24 protein-coding genes and 1 tRNA gene are annotated in these 15,244 nt (G+C 36.6%); 12 read left to right on the forward strand and 13 right to left on the reverse strand.

Translation table 11 applies throughout. The features are described from left to right. The first annotated feature begins 114 nt into the window (after nucleotides 1–114). Nucleotides 115–190 (forward strand) — tRNA-Thr (locus ACFINM_RS04910). A gap of 99 nt (nucleotides 191–289) precedes the next feature. On the opposite strand, the gene ACFINM_RS04915 is transcribed toward ACFINM_RS04910, so the two are convergent. From ACFINM_RS04915 to ACFINM_RS04955, 9 genes are all read right to left on the reverse strand, one after another. Further along, a complete protein-coding gene (locus ACFINM_RS04915; RefSeq protein ID WP_273790351.1) occupies nucleotides 290–493 on the reverse strand; it encodes an AlpA family transcriptional regulator in 204 nt (67 codons plus the stop codon). Nucleotides 494–589: 96 nt separating this feature from the next. Next, nucleotides 590–1,078 (reverse strand): DUF488 family protein, encoded by a 489-nt coding sequence (locus ACFINM_RS04920; RefSeq protein WP_375613983.1) that lies wholly within the window; start codon nucleotides 1,076–1,078, stop codon nucleotides 590–592. Nucleotides 1,079–1,136: 58 nt separating this feature from the next. Then, nucleotides 1,137–1,760 (reverse strand): lambda exonuclease family protein, encoded by a 624-nt coding sequence (locus ACFINM_RS04925; protein WP_375640811.1) that lies wholly within the window; start codon nucleotides 1,758–1,760, stop codon nucleotides 1,137–1,139. Nucleotide 1,761: 1 nt separating this feature from the next. Further along, a complete protein-coding gene (locus ACFINM_RS04930; protein ID WP_375640812.1) occupies nucleotides 1,762–2,556 on the reverse strand; it encodes an ERF family protein in 795 nt (264 codons plus the stop codon). A 154-nt stretch (nucleotides 2,557–2,710) separates the two neighbouring features. Then, entirely contained in the window at nucleotides 2,711–3,238 is a 528-nt protein-coding gene (locus ACFINM_RS04935) for an antA/AntB antirepressor family protein (protein ID WP_375640813.1), read from the reverse strand. 363 nt (nucleotides 3,239–3,601) lie between these two features. Continuing rightward, entirely contained in the window at nucleotides 3,602–4,345 is a 744-nt protein-coding gene (locus tag ACFINM_RS04940; RefSeq protein ID WP_375640814.1) for a Rha family transcriptional regulator, read from the reverse strand. Then, the gene (locus tag ACFINM_RS04945; RefSeq protein WP_375627578.1) at nucleotides 4,338–4,772 is read right to left on the reverse strand and encodes an antA/AntB antirepressor family protein; all 435 of its coding nucleotides are present in this window, start codon (nucleotides 4,770–4,772) and stop codon (nucleotides 4,338–4,340) included. The genes ACFINM_RS04940 and ACFINM_RS04945 overlap by 8 nt, the downstream gene beginning before the upstream one ends. A 55-nt stretch (nucleotides 4,773–4,827) precedes the next feature. After that, nucleotides 4,828–5,202 (reverse strand): hypothetical protein, encoded by a 375-nt coding sequence (locus ACFINM_RS04950; protein WP_375640815.1) that lies wholly within the window; start codon nucleotides 5,200–5,202, stop codon nucleotides 4,828–4,830. A gap of 170 nt (nucleotides 5,203–5,372) precedes the next feature. Then, a complete protein-coding gene (locus tag ACFINM_RS04955) occupies nucleotides 5,373–5,975 on the reverse strand; it encodes a S24 family peptidase (RefSeq protein WP_375613929.1) in 603 nt (200 codons plus the stop codon). A 100-nt stretch (nucleotides 5,976–6,075) separates the two neighbouring features. On the opposite strand from ACFINM_RS04955, the gene ACFINM_RS04960 reads away from it, so the two are divergent. The 6 genes from ACFINM_RS04960 to ACFINM_RS04985 all read left to right on the forward strand — a co-directional run bounded on the left by ACFINM_RS04960 (nucleotide 6,076) and on the right by ACFINM_RS04985 (nucleotide 10,037). Beyond that, the gene (locus ACFINM_RS04960) at nucleotides 6,076–6,321 is read left to right on the forward strand and encodes a helix-turn-helix transcriptional regulator (RefSeq protein WP_375635094.1); all 246 of its coding nucleotides are present in this window, start codon (nucleotides 6,076–6,078) and stop codon (nucleotides 6,319–6,321) included. A 138-nt stretch (nucleotides 6,322–6,459) separates the two neighbouring features. Next, nucleotides 6,460–6,807, forward strand: coding sequence for a hypothetical protein (locus ACFINM_RS04965; protein ID WP_375640816.1), 348 nt, complete (start codon nucleotides 6,460–6,462; stop codon nucleotides 6,805–6,807). Between the two features lie 161 nt (nucleotides 6,808–6,968). Next, nucleotides 6,969–8,039, forward strand: a complete 1,071-nt coding sequence (locus ACFINM_RS04970) for a DUF1376 domain-containing protein (RefSeq protein ID WP_375640817.1) — start codon at nucleotides 6,969–6,971, stop codon at nucleotides 8,037–8,039. Then, nucleotides 7,981–8,499 (forward strand): hypothetical protein, encoded by a 519-nt coding sequence (locus tag ACFINM_RS04975; RefSeq protein WP_375640818.1) that lies wholly within the window; start codon nucleotides 7,981–7,983, stop codon nucleotides 8,497–8,499. Before ACFINM_RS04970 ends, ACFINM_RS04975 begins: the two co-directional genes overlap by 59 nt. Before the next feature lie 57 nt (nucleotides 8,500–8,556). Then, nucleotides 8,557–9,072, forward strand: a complete 516-nt coding sequence (locus ACFINM_RS04980) for a hypothetical protein (RefSeq protein ID WP_375640819.1) — start codon at nucleotides 8,557–8,559, stop codon at nucleotides 9,070–9,072. Between the two features lie 374 nt (nucleotides 9,073–9,446). Then, entirely contained in the window at nucleotides 9,447–10,037 is a 591-nt protein-coding gene (locus ACFINM_RS04985; protein WP_375640820.1) for an antA/AntB antirepressor family protein, read from the forward strand. A 48-nt stretch (nucleotides 10,038–10,085) separates the two neighbouring features. Here the strand turns inward: ACFINM_RS04985 and ACFINM_RS04990 are convergent, their stop codons facing one another. Together ACFINM_RS04990 and ACFINM_RS04995 are read right to left on the reverse strand one after the other, a co-directional pair. After that, nucleotides 10,086–10,514 (reverse strand): type II toxin-antitoxin system HicB family antitoxin, encoded by a 429-nt coding sequence (locus ACFINM_RS04990; protein ID WP_375640821.1) that lies wholly within the window; start codon nucleotides 10,512–10,514, stop codon nucleotides 10,086–10,088. Between the two features lie 67 nt (nucleotides 10,515–10,581). After that, the gene (locus tag ACFINM_RS04995) at nucleotides 10,582–10,773 is read right to left on the reverse strand and encodes a hypothetical protein (protein ID WP_019220281.1); all 192 of its coding nucleotides are present in this window, start codon (nucleotides 10,771–10,773) and stop codon (nucleotides 10,582–10,584) included. Nucleotides 10,774–11,075: 302 nt separating this feature from the next. Between ACFINM_RS04995 and ssb the strand changes: the two genes are divergently transcribed. Next, nucleotides 11,076–11,528: a single-stranded DNA-binding protein gene (gene ssb / locus ACFINM_RS05000; protein ID WP_375640822.1), complete on the forward strand. Its 453-nt coding sequence runs from the start codon at nucleotides 11,076–11,078 to the stop codon at nucleotides 11,526–11,528. A gap of 10 nt (nucleotides 11,529–11,538) precedes the next feature. After that, complete coding sequence (locus ACFINM_RS05005) at nucleotides 11,539–12,081, forward strand: hypothetical protein (protein ID WP_375640823.1); 543 nt, start codon at nucleotides 11,539–11,541, stop codon at nucleotides 12,079–12,081. A 3-nt stretch (nucleotides 12,082–12,084) separates the two neighbouring features. Here the strand turns inward: ACFINM_RS05005 and ACFINM_RS05010 are convergent, their stop codons facing one another. Beyond that, complete coding sequence (locus ACFINM_RS05010; protein WP_375624121.1) at nucleotides 12,085–12,507, reverse strand: type II toxin-antitoxin system HicB family antitoxin; 423 nt, start codon at nucleotides 12,505–12,507, stop codon at nucleotides 12,085–12,087. A 20-nt stretch (nucleotides 12,508–12,527) separates the two neighbouring features. Beyond that, a complete protein-coding gene (locus ACFINM_RS05015; RefSeq protein ID WP_006589116.1) occupies nucleotides 12,528–12,710 on the reverse strand; it encodes a type II toxin-antitoxin system HicA family toxin in 183 nt (60 codons plus the stop codon). A 345-nt stretch (nucleotides 12,711–13,055) separates the two neighbouring features. On the opposite strand from ACFINM_RS05015, the gene ACFINM_RS05020 reads away from it, so the two are divergent. The 3 genes from ACFINM_RS05020 (at nucleotide 13,056) to ACFINM_RS05030 (ending at nucleotide 15,028) form a co-directional block, all read left to right on the forward strand. Beyond that, nucleotides 13,056–13,370, forward strand: coding sequence for a hypothetical protein (locus ACFINM_RS05020; protein WP_375640824.1), 315 nt, complete (start codon nucleotides 13,056–13,058; stop codon nucleotides 13,368–13,370). A 3-nt stretch (nucleotides 13,371–13,373) separates the two neighbouring features. Beyond that, on the forward strand, nucleotides 13,374–13,955 hold the full coding sequence (locus tag ACFINM_RS05025; protein WP_375640825.1) for a hypothetical protein: 582 nt from the start codon (nucleotides 13,374–13,376) through the stop codon (nucleotides 13,953–13,955). Between the two features lie 539 nt (nucleotides 13,956–14,494). Continuing rightward, nucleotides 14,495–15,028, forward strand: a complete 534-nt coding sequence (locus tag ACFINM_RS05030; RefSeq protein WP_375640826.1) for an antA/AntB antirepressor family protein — start codon at nucleotides 14,495–14,497, stop codon at nucleotides 15,026–15,028. Nucleotides 15,029–15,244 lie beyond the last annotated feature (216 nt).

Below are 15,244 nucleotides of genomic sequence, written 5' to 3' on the forward strand. Positions count from 1 at the left end.
TGGAAAAAGGAAATAAATTGGTTATTTTTTATATAGTTTTCTTTTAATATGCATAAAATTTAATAATTTTCTGTTTTCCTTTTTGTTAGTTTGTGCTAACCCCTACATGGTTACGCCCTTATAGCTCAGTTGGTAGAGCACCTGATTTGTAATCAGGGGGTCGGGAGTTCGAGTCTCTCTGGGGGCACCATTTTATTTCTTAAACATATTGAAATATATAGATTTTTTCTTTAAATAGCCATTTTCAGACCACCTTTTAGACCACCTTCTACAGTTTATATAATTTTACCTAATTTGTTCTTATTTGCTCCTTATTTTTCTTTGGAGTGAAGTCTAAGATCTCTTTTTTTCTCCATCTCACTGCTCTCCCTAGCTTATATGGCTCCGGAAACAACCCCTGAAGCACCCAATTGCGAATCGTTGTTGTGGATACACTAAAAAGCTGTGCACACTCACGTGTCGTTACATATCTATCTCCATCATCAAATATCATCTCATTACCTTTCTCTTTTTTATATTAATTAAATGGGTGGGAGTGCTGGAAGGCATGTGAAGCACTCCAACTTTTAAAAATTTGCAAGTTTATTTTTTAGATGTGCTTAATTTCATATTTCCAATCAGGCAATTGAGTAAGAGCTAATGCGAGTTGTCCTCTATGACACATGCATACATTGGCTTCAAAACAGGTGATTGCAACGCGCTTTTTGTTTAAAAACATTTTATATAATTTGTTTATTGCACAAGAATTATTCTTGAGAGTTGTATTTTGATAATCTTCAAAAAGGCGGTCATAATCTTTTTGTGTTTTCAAATTTCTTCGTTTTTCAGAAGCAATTCCAAGTTCAGGCATATGCATATATTCAATATCAATATTGCTCACAGCTTCCTCTAATTGTCTTTTCGAAAATCCGTGTTTTCTACTTATTGGATTTTTACGAACATCACATAAAGTTTTGATATTGTTTTCTATGAGACAACTAAGATAATTCTCAAGGGACTTACCTTCATAGCCAATGGTAAAAAAACAAAATTCCTCATCTTTAGCAGGCTGTATGATAATATGTTTGGTGTTACACACGTTTAATTTCCTTAGTAAATGGGTGGGGGTGCTGGGAGGAGAGAGCACCCCCATAGGTTTAAGCAGCTTTTGCCAAAATCTTTTGCATCTCTTGTTCTATTTCCCCTAAAAAGATTTCGACAGCTTTATTAATCTCTTCAATGTATTGCTCATCACGGTTGATGCGTTTGATTTTCATTCTCAAACCAGTAGATCTGCCTACAAAGTTTGGATTATAGCTCATGAAATGACACCACTTTCGTCCTGTACAAGCCATTTGGAATTGCATCTGTGCGATATATTCAGGCTTGATTTCGTCATATATAAAGAAGCGCAAATGCGTGGTTGATTGTGGGCATTTGACCTCAACTAAGCCGTCCTCTCCAATGAACCCATCAGGACTTGCACCCGCCATTTTCATTTTTGGGTGTGGGATAAACCCGCATCTTGTGACTTCTGTGTCATAAATGAATTCATATTCTCTCAAGGCATTCTCTTCATGTTCAATGCCCCATTGCATAGCCGCTGTTGTATAAGATTGGCTTATTCCCTCTATTAAGCGTTCTGTCATGAGTTTGATTTTGTAGTCTTCATATTTACTTGTAGGCAAACCTTTTGCTGTCTTACTGAGTACGTTGTAAACGTTTGAAGCAGTGACTTTACCCAAGCGCGCTTGAAACCATTCTGCTGTTCTTTGTTTCATCTCACACCGCCGTTTGTTGCTCTTGTGGCGTTGCTATATCGGCATCTTGTATAGTAGAATCTGTTTCTACCTTTTGCTTGTTTTGTTTCTTTTTCAAAAGATGCAATACCGTTTGTGCTTGTCCTTCAGACATATCGTCAAGCTTTTTGACGTCGACATAAGCAAGTATTTTTTCTTCTTCTGCTTGGGTTTGTACGATGAGTCTTCTGATTTCATTGATCTGTTGTGGAAAAGCCTTTTTAAGAGGTGTGTTCCCATCCGTATCGTCATCTTCACTCACGACATTAAGAAGCATACCTAACAGATATCTGCGTGCGTATGTGATTGCAGAACCAACCGATTGTATATTTGATTTGCATCCTTTAGTGTCATAAGGAAACTTTCCTTCTGTTGAGATTTTATTTCCAGACGGATGCGTCAAAGTCATTTCTATAATTATATTGTCTGAACTCTGTTCTTTGATACGAGAAAACAAAGCAAATCGGTGTTTTGCAAGAGTGTTTTTTACAGCATCAATGTACTGGTCAAGGGTTGCATATTGGCTGTTTGTATGGGTGTTTGTAGAGTTTTTTTGTATTTTTTGATATTCTATTTGCATATTCGAAAGATCACTGGCAAATCTTTCGTAGTTTTGTCGTTCTATTTCTTTTTCTCGTAAGGCAATGAGACGCTCGAGACGATCCATATCGACGTCATTTCCTAAGGCTTTATTTAAAATGCGTTCCATAGCAGTTTGTTCGACGGCTAAATGATGTGGTTCTTCAATTTCTGTTAGGTTAGTGTTTTGTTCCCTCATCTTGATTTCCTCCTATTTGAGCGCAATTCCCCCGTGGCGTGAATCACGCTTGTGTTAAAAAGTTGGTTGGTTGTTACAATCCTGTTTCTAGAGACTGTGTGATATTGACCACCTCCCCGTCTAAAAAGACGAGGAAATGAAATCATATTTTAAACTAAGCAGCTTTTACGACAGATCTTTCTAAGACTTGTTTTGCTTCTTTAATGAGAGCTTTATATTTTCTGTTTTCTTCATCTACTCTGAAGGCATCAAGAAGACGCACATGAATTGGATCTAAAAGATATAAAACTTTTTCGCCAGCGTTCATACCTTCCCAATAGCTTGGCAAATCAAAGCGCGTATCATTATCATAATTAACAGATTGGCTTTTTAGTTTCTTCTCACACTCAATAAAATAACGGCGTGCCTGTCGTCCTTTCTTATTACGTTCAACCATGGAAAGCTCTTTCGCCATATCTAAGGTGAGATGATATTCTACTGCTATAGCATTGTTTGCTTCCATTTTTTTGTGGAAGCGAATAAAATCTTGCCTTTCAAGAAAAGAATAAGCAATGATGCGTTTTTTTATCCAAGTAGAGAAATCTTGTTTGCTTTCCAAAAATGTATGCAAGTCACGCGCATTAACAGTTTGAACTGTTTCCTGATCAATTGTTTGTTCTGTAATTTTAATAAGAGTGTTCATAATGAACTCCTATGCAGTTAGATGTTTTTCATTGACATCCAATAAAGGATGCCGGGTGCTGAAAAACACGGTGCATAGTCCGTCGTTACGCTTTCCCCATAAAGAGTATTGTATAGCGTAACTACACCCGACAAGATCATTATATGCGTGTAACATACAACGAGTCAAAGCCTTTAATGTGCGGAAAATAAACTGTTTCGGCAATTCATCCGCTATGCATTTAAGGTGTTTTTCAAGCACCTGATTCGACAATAGACATACTGATATTATTTTGTCAATTAAAAAGTTTGAAAATTGACGCAAATAAATCATATCGATTTTATTAGTAAATTCGTATTTCTTTTCCATTATTGCATTCCTTAATTAATGCATGCTTTGTCTTTTAAGCTCTTGAGACAGCACACCAATTCCTTTTGCTGTGATTTTTGCGCAAGGAATGACCTTTTCTATTCCACTTGCGGTTTGAAGTGTGATGGTTGGACAATCCATAAGTTTCTTTTGGATTTTGTCTTGATAAGGAAGCAAATTTCCACCTGCTGCTCGTCTGTAAACCCAACCTTTTTTCTGTAAGAATTGAATGAATTGTTTTGGTTGCATCTCAAGTATTTTAGCGGCTTCTGTAAGACCAAAGAGTCCATCATGGCGCTGTAAGCTTTCAAGAGCCATGGCTTTTGGTGTTAAATCTTCAATGATGGTGTCTTTTTGATCTATTTGACCTTGTAGGTAATTCAAAAAGCCAATCATAGCCTTTGGACTTGAATAGTCGATTTGTGGTGTTACTGCTTGCTTTTCCAATTCTTGCCAACGGTCTATAATCCTAGCGCGTAATGTCATGCTGTAACCCGAAACTAAAATGAGGCATTCACGTTTAGGAAGGTTGTAACAAGGGAGAGTGCGACCAGTTGAATCTTTGTAAAAACCTACAAATTCACTCAGCCCAAATTTGGGCTCAGTACTTTTAGAGTGCAACTCTTCAAGCATTTGCTTAATATCACGCATAACGTGTTTATGTTGTTTACTACACAATTCTGCAATTTCACGACTAGACATGGTTGGAATTGTTGTGTTTTGAAAATTGCTTTCAGATGTTGTAATAAAATTACGCATGCTTCACTCCGTTCGCTGTGACAACATTGTCATTCTGCTTAATTTGCTGTCTTAGATGTCTTAAGAAATCTTCTAATGTTTCAGGATTTGAATAATCGATTTTTGAATTTGCTTTTTTTTCGCATTTCAGAAAATATTCACGCACTTGTTTACCTTTGAGACCAGGTTCACAAATGGCAATGTGTTTTGCTGTGTCTAAAGTGAGAGCATAATCTTTAAAAGGATTTCCACGTGAGGAGTTTGATAATTCTTTAGTAGAAAGTACAAAGTCGACATCTTCTCTAAAGCTAAGTTCTTTAATACAGTTTGTTATCCACTTTCTAAACTCGGTTTTTACCTCTAAAAAGGTATATAAATCACGAGCGCTAATAGTTTGAACCTTTTGATGCTGAATAATATTGTATTGAGTAGCAAGAAGCTTTTCCATTACAGACCTCATATTGGTGGGATTGAAAGGGGCGTCTTTAAAACGCCCTTAGATTTTAAAGCACATCACAAGGACGCAAACGGTGTTGTTGTTCGTAAGTACCGTAAATCTCATCATTATATTTTTCGTCTGCGATCTCTTCTAAAAGTTCTTGGTAAGCATCACTTTCGCGTACAAAGTCATGAACCTCACTATCCTCATGGAGATGTTCGATATTTTCTTTTACATATACTTCTGCAATTTCTTCAGAGATATCTTCACAATTATTCTCAGAAGGATTGATGCGAAAGATTTGGATTGCATCATCTGCCTCATCAATAATTTTTAGAACTTGGCTTTCATCCAGTGGTCCCGACCGACCAATGTTTTGATCATCATCATAGATAACTAATAAGATTTCATCAGAATTTATAAGAATTGGATTTTCCATAATTTTTCCTCCCTAACGCCTCTTGGCGATTGTTTGTGCGTGGTTTGTATAATTACTTATACGTAAATGTATAAATACAAGCAAGCAAAAAATCGCATATATTTCATTTTTTTTGCATTTTCACTTAAATGCCATCTTCACAAGCAATAGAATCAAAAACTTTATTGGGATTATTTCATAAGTAGACGATAGGATTTGCGCGGTAATATTGCAACTATTTCTCCAACCCATTTTATCTTTGCATTTTTAATTGGTAGCGCATTCCATGATTTGAGTACAATGCCCTCTGAAGAGCGAGTAATTTGTTTGATAAAACGCCTATTATCTTCTGTTAGAACGACAACTTCATCACCGTAATAATCGCTCATTGGCTTTGTTTGCAGATGTTTAACTACGATTAAATCACCATCTTTATACACGGGATACATGGAATCTCCACGAACCATGAATCCTATTGTTTCAAAAGGCAAATCAAATGGTATTTCGATTGTTTCAAGCCCATCTTCTGGGATTTGCTCAACATCGGTATCAATCTCTAATCCTGCTCCTACATACCCCATAACAGGAACAACTGTAGTAATTTGATTATAACCTTTTAAGCTTTTATAAAGTTCTAAAATTGCGTCTCTGTGTGAACCTCTGGGATCTGATTCACTTCCTAACCATCTTGACACGGTCGCTTGGGTTACATTTAATCTATCGGCAAGATCTTTTTGATTAAGACCAAACTCAGATTGCAATACTTGCAATGTCGCAATGATATTTTTCGTCATAATTAGTTACTTATGATTTTAAAATTAAAAAAATCTATTGTTTTTTTTAATTAACTCTATACAATTGCGTATATGGTTAAAATTAAGGAGCTTAACTCAAATGGACACAGAGGAAAAATTAAAGATTAAATCTATCCGAAAGTGTTTATCGCTAACACAAAAGGAATTAGCAGATATTTTAGGTGTTAAGCAAGCTTCTGTTTGTCGTTGGGAACAAGGCAAAGGACTATCTTTAAATAGTTATTTAAAGCTGCAAAAGTTGAAAGATAGTTCCAGCTCTAGTTCTGCTTTTATTTCTGCTCCTACAGATAGTAATGAACATCAACAGCACCATTCACATTCTTAAACAGGCAAAAATAATAGGAAGAAAGGAAATAAAAATGGATTACGGTTTAGCAATATCATTGCTGTCCATATCGGTTATCGTTTTGAATATAATTGTATTTGTTCACTGGTACAATAATAGGTAGAGAAAGAAAATAAAATGGATTACGGTTTAGCAGCGATTATTATGCTTTTTACGACCAATGTAATCACGATTTTTTGTTTTTATGTCTCTCATAAAAAAATGCAAAGCTCTACAAAGGTATTGCAAAGACCATATTACACTTTTCACATTTTGAAAGATTCAATAAAAGAGATGGATTTTCCAGACGGCAGCACAATTGTTTTTAGCGATTCTGATTGGAATTTTTCTCTTGATGCAAATGATAATTTGATAGCTCAAAGCACTTTAGGAGCTTCATTGTCCATCAGGGCATATAGTGACGCATATGGTTTTAAAAAGTATCTTATAGATAATTTTCAGAAATATAATCGGTCTATACATTGAATGCAACGAGATGAAGCATGCAGTGTATTTTTGAATTGAGTGAGTTCATTTTTTTTAACTTATGACTACGCGCTCTGTCACAGCTCACGCATAAATAGGCAACAGCCTTAAGGGGGGGATTATGATCACTAATTTATATTTAATGAAAGAAGGGGATGCGCATGTCTAATGGTATGCCATGGATAAGATTCCATTTGTATGACTGGATAAGTGGTACAAATGGAATGACATCTGAACAACGGGGGGTTTATATAACCCTTCTCGTTTGCATGTATGAAAAAAAAGAACCACTTAAAACAGATTTTCAAACGCTTGCACGCGTTTGTCATTGTTCGCAGAAAAAATTTGCAGCTATTGTCGAATATCTCATGAGAAATAATAAACTTGTTGAGACAGATAATGGATTGTGGAATACGCGCGTTGAAGAAGAACTAAAAGATTTTTCTGATAAAAAAGAGCACATATCGCAAGTTCGTAGTGAAGCTGGTAAAAAAGGTGCGCAAGCAAAAAATAATACAAAACAACATGTTAATAATTTTGCTGAAGCAAATGCTAAGCAAAATGAAGCAAATGCTAAGCAAAATCAAGCTATAAAGAACCAGAATAAGAATATATATAAAAAAACTAAAACTAACGTTTTAGCAAAAAAAGAAATTGGTTCTGAAAGTTTAGAAACAAACGATTTGGTTGACGAGCCAACAGAAGTTGCTGCTGTTGAGACCACATCAGAGCAAATCACAACGGGTGTAGAAAACCAACCTCCCATTCACGAGCAAGAGAACGTTCCCAAAAAAGCAAAACGAGCGAAAGCTAATCGCGGTTGTCGATTGCCTACGGATTTTGAACCCGATTACGATTTTGCCATTGCAGAGGGCTTGCCGCCAGAGCGCGTCAAAGTCGAAATTGCAAAGTTTCGAGATTATTGGCGTTCAAAAGCCGGAGCAAATGCAACCAAAATCGATTGGCAAGCAACATGGAGAAACTGGGTGCGAAAGGCTATCGAGGGTTTAGAAAAAACGAAAAACACGAACAACAATGGTGGAAACAATGGAAATTACACTCAAAAGCAAAAAAGCATTGGGGAGCGTATCGCAGACAGTCTCCTTGATATCGGAAATCGAGGGTATTTTGAAACACATTCATGCGATGATACCTCCGAGCGGTCCGTTTGTTTTGAAGGATGGCAGCCAATTAACGAAACAGCAGGAGTCGATTGCTTTAGAGGCTGGTGATCAATTGCAAGAGCTCTTCGCAGTGAAAGCAGGTAAAGAGGATATAGCAAAAGCTATTCGCATGCTGTCGTGTGGTTTGAAAATAGCACAACAATCAGACCATGAGGGAATGGCGTTGACCTATGGAATGGTTTTGGAAAATGTCTCTGCATGGTCACTGATGACAGTGGTCAAACGGATTTTATGTGATGAAATAAATTGTTTATCCGATACGTTTTTTCCGAGCACACGAGAACTTGTCAGGTTGTGTCGAGATTTAGAAAACAGTCTTTTGAGAAAAGCCAATTTTGTACGCAATGCTGTTTTGAGATTCCGTGAAAAGGAGTTGAAAGAACAAGCAGAGAAAGAGCATTCAAGCCCCCTTACGCTTGTTCACAAGCAAGAGCTTGAAGAAACTTTAAATGGCATTGGTGGGATAATGAAACGCTTTGGTCCACAGCAAACTAGTGAAAAGTGCTGATGATTTTACGATTAGGCATGTGTTTAAATCGATAAAAAGATACCGTAGGAAATAAATATGTTTACAGATAAGCAGCTAAGAGCCTTGTTTGGCATTATAACTTTTATATTTTTATGTTTTTTAGGAATTAAAAAAAATCCCTACTTTATCCAAAGTATTTTGATATTCGCATCTGTTTCTTTGGTAATAGTCACAGCGGTTTTTGCAATTTTATGCAATTCTCATATTCCTTCTGAATTGCAGAGCAATCCAAAATATAAAGATGATGATACAACGGGTTGGGTGAAACTAACACGTGATTTACAACAGTATATGCACAGACTTTTAAATATAATAATTTTAGCGCTTATCGTTTTAATTTTTCCAAATAGTTATAAAGAAACGGTTTCTTTACCTGTCATCTCTAAGTACGTGAATTACAAGCTTTCTTTTCCATTGGATACTGTACTTTGGTACTCAGATATTGCTCTTTGGTATTCTTTTTTAGTTTGTGTATTGTTTCTTATGTTACATACACGCAGTTTAATAAACATATCTATTTACACACTACAGTGCTCAGTTAAAAAGCTATAGTAAAGTTTCCGATTTTATAAAACTGTTTAGATTACGTTGTCTCTTCTCAACGTTCATAGATGAAATCAACAAGAGCATAAAAAAACTATCGGAAGCCGCTTGACATTATTCCTGTAATGTATATTTTCGATATTAGGTGCCTAGAAAACACCTTTAAACAACAAGCGGATTGGTTGCCGAAATAATCAGTCTTCCGCACATTAAAGACTTTGACTCATTATATGCTACATGCGTATAATAATATTGTCGGGTGTGGTTACGCTATACAATACTCTTTATGGGGAAAGCGTAACGACGGGCTTGTTGCCGTGTTTTCTAGCACCCGGCATCCTCTTAGGATGTCAATAGAAAGCCTAATCAACAAGGAGTTCATAATGAACACTCTCATTAAAATTACAGAACAAACGATTGATCAAGAAACAGTTCAAGCAGTAAATGCGCGTGAGTTGCATACGTTTTTAGAAGTAAAATCCGAATTTAGAAATTGGATAAAAAATCGCATTGAGGAGTATGGTTTCCTAGAAAATAAGGACTTTATAAGTTTCGCTAAAATTTTAGCGAAACCTAATGCCTCTCAAGAAAATCAAGGCTTTGTGAGTTTCGGTAAAGATTTACCGAAACCTAAAGGCGGTCGTCCAAGTACAGAATATCATCTCACCCTAGACATGGCAAAAGAGCTTTCCATGGTTGAACGTAACGAGAAAGGACGTCAAGCACGCCGTTATTTTATTGAGTGTGAGAAGAAACTAAAAAGCCAATCTGTTAATTATGATAATGATACGCGCTTTGATTTGCCAAGCTATTGGGAAGGTATGAACGCTGGCGAAAAAGTTTTATATCTTTTAGGTCCTATTCATATGCGTCTTCTTGATGCCTTCAGAGTAGATGAAGAAAACAGAAAATACAAAGCTCTCATTAAAGAAGCAAAACAGGTTCTAGCAAGATCTGTCGTAAAAGCTGCTTAGTTTAAAATATGATCTCATCTTCTCCACTTTCAGAGTGGAGAGGATGTTTCACGCCGCGTTTTTGATTGTAATAACGACTTGCTTGCCAAGAACGCTCAGTGCTTGCTCTAATGTTTGAAGCTTAGTTGGATAATTGGGATCAAGAATGCGTCTTGCTTCTGTTTCTTTTTTACCCAAACGATGTGCCAATTCTGTTTTTGTGATATTCGCTTCATTAAAGGCTTCTACCACTGCAAGTTTAAGAGCATTCCAAGCATCTACCGTGACCTTTACAAGACCTTTATATTGCTGTGGTACTGGTAAAGGTAAACCGCGCATAGGATAGCTCCGTAATGCTAACCCTAAAGCTTCAACAGCATTCTCTAATGCCTCTGCTCTATTTTCTCCAGCTGTTATTGCTTCTGGTACATCTGGAAAGGTTACAATAAAACCACCATCTGGATCAGATTCCAGTTTTGCTTGATACGTGTATTCCATATTTAGGTCTCCTCGCCATGATCAAAATGCTTTTGAAACGAAAAATTAAAGCCGTTGAGAGAGTAACTCATACCCCCAACTGCTTTTTTATTATTTTCACGTAAAGTGGGGTCAATTCACCAGATTTTATAACGGTTGTCTTGTCTCCAAAAGTTACCAAATAATGTGACCCTTTGCCTGCATCAGGAGCTTCACTGTAATGAACGCCTCTTTTTCTGGCTTCTTTACGTAATTCTCTAAGCAGTGCTTCTCGTTTCATTTAGCCTCCCCCTTTTTTCATAAAATGAATATCGCACAAAAAGGTTCGATAGTCAACAATAAATCGAACAAAAAAGTTTGATACAGACTCTTAATGAAAGGATATTTATTGAAAAGTTAAAAGCAGAAATAAGAAAGCCGTGCCATTTGTGTGACATGGTTTTTTGATGAATAATTTGTCAAATAATATTATAATGTAATACTTAAAAAAACTGTTATTAATAAACTGAAATAATTGAATAAATATGCAAATTATGCTAAGATTTTTCATGTATAAATTGCTAATCTAATGGGGCTACAAATATGCTAAATAAAGTGACGTTAATCGGACGCCTTGGTGCTGATCCCGAAAGCAAAACAATGAATTCTGGAGCAGAAATAGTCAATTTTAGTATAGCGACTTCTGAGAGCTATACAGATAAAAGGACCAATCAAAAAGTAGAGAAAACAGAATGGCATTCAGTTGTGATTTTTAATCCACATTTGGCAAAAATTGCACTTCAATATCTCAACAAAGGTTCAAAGGTTTACGTAGAAGGAAAATTACAGACACGCAAATGGCAAGATAAAAATGGGCATGACCGTTATACAACAGAGATTGTCTTACCACAATTCAAAGGTGAATTGTATTTGCTTGATGCAAAGAAAGCTCAATCGGCATCCCCTACCCCTTCACCCATTACTTCTCAAAGTTATGCTATCGCTTCAGGTGCTCAAGATTATAGAACAGCTCTTAACGATAGCGTCCCATTCTGATTGAAAAAATATGGCTAAAAGAAAAAAACGTACAAAACGTGGTCGTCCTCGGATTAAAGGGTGTATCAGAGAACCAAATGGACGTATCTCACGAGCAAAAACACCGCATGAACCCATGGATAAATTGGCAATTGAAATGCGTGCCAAACGCTTTGACTTGACCATAGAAGAGGCTAAAAATCCGCTTTCCGGCACCTATATCGGGCGGCTTTATTTGCAAGGCGAAATAAATCAAGACCAATATGATGCTGCGCAAAAATATCTTGAAGTGAAAAACAATTACCTATGTGCAAAAGCATTGCCTAATGCAATTTATGATGAAATGCCTACAACTTCTGATAACGGAGCAAGAGAGAAATGGGTACAGAAGGCAACACAACGTCTTTTAGCTGTAAAAGATGTTGTTCAAGAAGCTCAATGTTTACACCGTCAATATAACCTTCATGCCGCATTACAGTATCTTGTCATAGAAGATCAATCACTACCACACCTTGTGCTTTCATTGCGCATTGCTCTTAATGCGCTTTATAAACATTTTACGCAAAACCGGTAGTTTTCAAGCGGCGTCTTGGATATTAATGGCAACCTCTTTTCCAAGAGCAATGAGAGTAGATTCTAAGGCATCTAATTTGGTTGCGTGGTTTAAATCCAACAATCGGTCAATTTGTACTGGATGAAGTTTTAAAAGACGTACGAGATCAGCTTTGCGTAAGTTTTTTTCAATCATAGCGTTATGTATTGCAATTTTTAAAGTCACCAATGAAGATACTTCAACAAAAGGATAGGCAATATCACGATGTCCAAAGGGAATAGGTTCACGATCTTGAAAACGCCCCATAATGACTGTTAAAAGTGCATTTTTAGCCTGTTCCAAAGCCTCTTTTTCATCGTTACCATAGGTAATAAATTCCTGAAAGTCTTTAGAGACGACTAGAAGAGTATCATTGTCATCTTTGATAAATTTGATTGCATATTTCATTTACACCTCCATATTCAGGCTTATTTTAGGTCAAGATCTTTAAGAATCTTCTGGACTAATCCTGTTCCTAATTCTTTTCGCGTACCATGCATAGGTAAAACGGACTTTTTAGAACCGCGCTTTACAAGCAAATGTCCACCTTTCCCTGAAGTAAAACTGCAACCATGCTTTATAAGATATCTTTTCAATTCTTGACTATTCATTATAATAATATAACATCTAAAATGTTTCAATACAACATAAATGTTGCGTTAAAGGAAAATAAAGAATATCTTTTAAAACACCATATTTAGGTAAAAAAATAAAAAAAATACAAGATCATGATTTTTTTTGTTGACATAGTGTAAAAAATCGTATTTAATGACGGTACTGCACTAGTCGTATTGTGTCTAAAATTCAAAAATATCCCTAAAAATTCAGTAAAATGTGAACTTGAAACGTAGCTAGAAAGCCCTGTTTTCTTGATAATTCTGGCTAATCAATTTTCACAGAATAAAAATCAATATTTGACTAATGATGTCATTAATTATGACTCAAAAGGAGCAATGATGAAAGCTGTCATCACTAAGCCAATGTGTGTTGTTGGCGACAATAAAAGCACTGTTCGCTTTGAACCATCAACACCCAATAATCCATTTGTTGAAGTTTCCAATCAAGTCTACGCACGTCTCAAGCGCGCTAATGCTGTAAAACCTTTTATTGGAGTCAAGACAACAGCAAAAACAGACAAGGCAGTTGAACAAATTAAGCAGATAAAACAAGAAGCCGTACAAACATCGTCTGAACCAGTGACAGAGGAAATTCCACTCGAACAGCCAAAAGCATCTAAAGCTTCCAAGTCACCTACCCCAAAAAAGGCTTAGAAGTTGAAGTTAATCATCCACCAAAAATGGTATCTTCAACAGGTGAAGGATACCTTCACCAGTCTTCAAGCACCACGCCTTAATTGGGCTCTGCGTAATGCTCTAAACACTGCAGCAAAACAAGTTGAACGCTTCACTGAAAAGCAAGTTGCAGACATCTCATCAGCCCAAATAAAGCGTATAAGAAGAGGTGTTTATATTAAAGAAAAGGCAACAGCAAGGTTTCTTGAGACAGATATCATTGGTTCTGGAACACCGATACCTCTTAAATTTTTTAAAGCAAACGAAACAAAACGCGGCGTAACTTACACACTGTTTGGAAAGAAAGAAATCTTACCCCATGCTTTTATCAAAGGTGGGAGTTTTCCAAAGCGCGTTGAATTAAAAAAGCTGAATGGGAATGTGTTTCAAAGAGCCGATGGAGATCAATTCCCCATTGCAAAACAAAAAGGACCCTCCATTGCTGGGGTGATGTCCAAGCCAGAGATTGCAAGTACTATTGTAAAAAAAGCCAATGAAAGATTAATTGCCAACATACAGTACCAACTTGCTCGTCAAGAATATGCCGCCAATAAGAAAGGCTAGATCATGTTCTCAAGCTTTATCTCTATATTACACACAGAAATCTTATTGCTTGACAAGATTCACAAAAAACATATATCGTTAAATCAGGTGCCTAGAAAACACCTTGATAGATAGCGGGTAGATTGCCGACACAATCTCTTCTCCGCACATTAAGGCTTTGACTCATTCTATGCTCGTCGCATATAATGACTTCGTCGGGTGTAGTTATGCTATACAATACCCTTTTGGGAAAAGCATAACGACGGACTATCTACCGTGTTTTCTAGCACCTGGCATCCTCTTAGGACGTCAATACTTTTAGGATTTTTCAAAAAATAATTGACAGTTTCTGTGAACAGCTATAGTCTGATTGGCAGGCTTAAAACACCTCGTAACTAATCGGTTCAACAGTATCCCGAAAGATCTGTTGCCCATCATAAGAGTTTTTGTCCAGGGTCTTCGTGTGTATGTCCAAGGGTAACCTAAAGATACGAAGGGCTGTATTAGTTCGGTTGTTTTAGCCCTGGATACTTTAACTTATAAAACAAAGGACTAATAAGATGAACACTCTAATTAAAATATCAGAACAAGCTGTTGGACAAGAAATTATTCAAACCGTTAATGCGCGTGAACTACATGTGTTTTTGGAAGTAAAACGAGACTTTTCCAATTGGATTAAAGACCGTATTAACAAATACAGCTTTCTCAAAAATCAGGATTATATAGTTTTCGCCAATTTTGGCGAAAACCTCCAAGGCGGTCGTCCAAGTACAGAGTACCATCTCACATTAGACATGGCGAAAGAGCTCTCAATGGTGGAACGTAATGAGAAAGGACGTCAAGCACGCCGTTACTTTATTGAGTGTGAGAAAAAACTAAGAAACCAATCTGTTGATTATGATCGTGATACGCGCTTTGATTTGCCAAGTTATTGGGAAGGTATGAACGCTGGTGAAAAAGTTTTATATCTTCTGGGTCCAATTCATGTTCGTCTTCTTGATGCCTTCAGAGTAGATGAAGAAAACAGAAAATACAAAGCTCTCATTAAAGAAGCAAAACAGGTCTTAGAAAAATCTGTTACGAAAGCTGCTTAAATTTAAAATACAATCTCATCTTCCCTGCTTTCAGAGTGGGGAGGATATTAATTAAAGAAAATTGCCAATTATGCCTCTCCTATTTCCAAAAAAATATAATAAAATCAATGCAAAAGGTACTTCCCAGCAGGTTGGGTCTGTTGCGGGGCAGGCGAGCGCGAACTATCGCTAGCGACAGAATTTTCAAATTGACTGTACATTGTACACTTAACTCAT

The sequence above is a fragment of the Bartonella sp. AA168HLJHH genome (assembly GCF_042197365.1).
Classification (GTDB): domain Bacteria; phylum Pseudomonadota; class Alphaproteobacteria; order Rhizobiales; family Rhizobiaceae; genus Bartonella.

Excerpts from the sequence above, each read along its gene's own strand:
- ACFINM_RS04915 (WP_273790351.1), bottom strand. The coding sequence starts at position 493 with ATGATATTTGATGATGGAGATAGATATGTAACGACACGTGAGTGTGCA.
- ACFINM_RS04925 (WP_375640811.1), bottom strand. The coding sequence starts at position 1,760 with ATGAAACAAAGAACAGCAGAATGGTTTCAAGCGCGCTTGGGTAAAGTC.
- ACFINM_RS04930 (WP_375640812.1), bottom strand. The coding sequence starts at position 2,556 with ATGAGGGAACAAAACACTAACCTAACAGAAATTGAAGAACCACATCAT.
- ACFINM_RS04935 (WP_375640813.1), bottom strand. The coding sequence starts at position 3,238 with ATGAACACTCTTATTAAAATTACAGAACAAACAATTGATCAGGAAACA.
- ACFINM_RS04940 (WP_375640814.1), bottom strand. The coding sequence starts at position 4,345 with ATGCGTAATTTTATTACAACATCTGAAAGCAATTTTCAAAACACAACA.
- ACFINM_RS04945 (WP_375627578.1), bottom strand. The coding sequence starts at position 4,772 with ATGGAAAAGCTTCTTGCTACTCAATACAATATTATTCAGCATCAAAAG.
- ACFINM_RS04950 (WP_375640815.1), bottom strand. The coding sequence starts at position 5,202 with ATGGAAAATCCAATTCTTATAAATTCTGATGAAATCTTATTAGTTATC.
- ACFINM_RS04955 (WP_375613929.1), bottom strand. The coding sequence starts at position 5,975 with ATGACGAAAAATATCATTGCGACATTGCAAGTATTGCAATCTGAGTTT.
- ACFINM_RS04960 (WP_375635094.1), top strand. The coding sequence starts at position 6,076 with ATGGACACAGAGGAAAAATTAAAGATTAAATCTATCCGAAAGTGTTTA.
- ACFINM_RS04965 (WP_375640816.1), top strand. The coding sequence starts at position 6,460 with ATGGATTACGGTTTAGCAGCGATTATTATGCTTTTTACGACCAATGTA.
- ACFINM_RS04970 (WP_375640817.1), top strand. The coding sequence starts at position 6,969 with ATGTCTAATGGTATGCCATGGATAAGATTCCATTTGTATGACTGGATA.
- ACFINM_RS04980 (WP_375640819.1), top strand. The coding sequence starts at position 8,557 with ATGTTTACAGATAAGCAGCTAAGAGCCTTGTTTGGCATTATAACTTTT.
- ACFINM_RS04985 (WP_375640820.1), top strand. The coding sequence starts at position 9,447 with ATGAACACTCTCATTAAAATTACAGAACAAACGATTGATCAAGAAACA.
- ACFINM_RS04990 (WP_375640821.1), bottom strand. The coding sequence starts at position 10,514 with ATGGAATACACGTATCAAGCAAAACTGGAATCTGATCCAGATGGTGGT.
- ACFINM_RS04995 (WP_019220281.1), bottom strand. The coding sequence starts at position 10,773 with ATGAAACGAGAAGCACTGCTTAGAGAATTACGTAAAGAAGCCAGAAAA.
- ssb (WP_375640822.1), top strand. The coding sequence starts at position 11,076 with ATGCTAAATAAAGTGACGTTAATCGGACGCCTTGGTGCTGATCCCGAA.
- ACFINM_RS05005 (WP_375640823.1), top strand. The coding sequence starts at position 11,539 with ATGGCTAAAAGAAAAAAACGTACAAAACGTGGTCGTCCTCGGATTAAA.
- ACFINM_RS05010 (WP_375624121.1), bottom strand. The coding sequence starts at position 12,507 with ATGAAATATGCAATCAAATTTATCAAAGATGACAATGATACTCTTCTA.
- ACFINM_RS05015 (WP_006589116.1), bottom strand. The coding sequence starts at position 12,710 with ATGAATAGTCAAGAATTGAAAAGATATCTTATAAAGCATGGTTGCAGT.
- ACFINM_RS05020 (WP_375640824.1), top strand. The coding sequence starts at position 13,056 with ATGAAAGCTGTCATCACTAAGCCAATGTGTGTTGTTGGCGACAATAAA.
- ACFINM_RS05030 (WP_375640826.1), top strand. The coding sequence starts at position 14,495 with ATGAACACTCTAATTAAAATATCAGAACAAGCTGTTGGACAAGAAATT.